Here is a 358-nt window from a genome sequence, read left to right on the forward strand (position 1 = left end):
TTCGTGCTTGGCAACGTCCTACTCTCCCAGGACCCTGCGGTCCAAGTACCATCGGCGCTGAAAGGCTTAACGGTCGTGTTCGAGATGGGTACGCGTGGTTCCCTTTCGCCATCGTCACCAAACGTTGCAGATGCTTCCAAAGTGGCTTGCACCCTCAAAACTGGATATGAAAGTTGTGAATCTCCAAAGTGAATCAAGCAGAAGCATATGCTTCCGATGTGACTTATGAATCTTCGCTTGCGCTCCGTATTCAAAGTCTGTAGGATAAGCCCTCGACCGATTAGTACTGGTCAGCTCCATGCATTGCTGCACTTCCACCCCCAGCCTATCAACCTCGTCGTCTTCAAGGGGTCTTACT

The 358-nt window shown here is 51.1% G+C and carries 2 rRNA genes; both read right to left on the minus strand.

What is annotated here, in order from left to right:
• Positions 1 to 5 precede the first annotated feature (5 nt).
• A 5S ribosomal RNA gene (gene rrf / locus M3180_RS22420) occupies positions 6 to 122 on the minus strand.
• A 138-nt stretch (positions 123 to 260) separates the two neighbouring features.
• Positions 261 to 358: ribosomal RNA gene (locus M3180_RS22425) — 23S ribosomal RNA — on the minus strand; the annotation flags it as partial.

The organism is Paenibacillus camelliae, from assembly GCF_023715345.1.
Lineage (GTDB): Bacteria > Bacillota > Bacilli > Paenibacillales > Paenibacillaceae > Pristimantibacillus > Pristimantibacillus camelliae.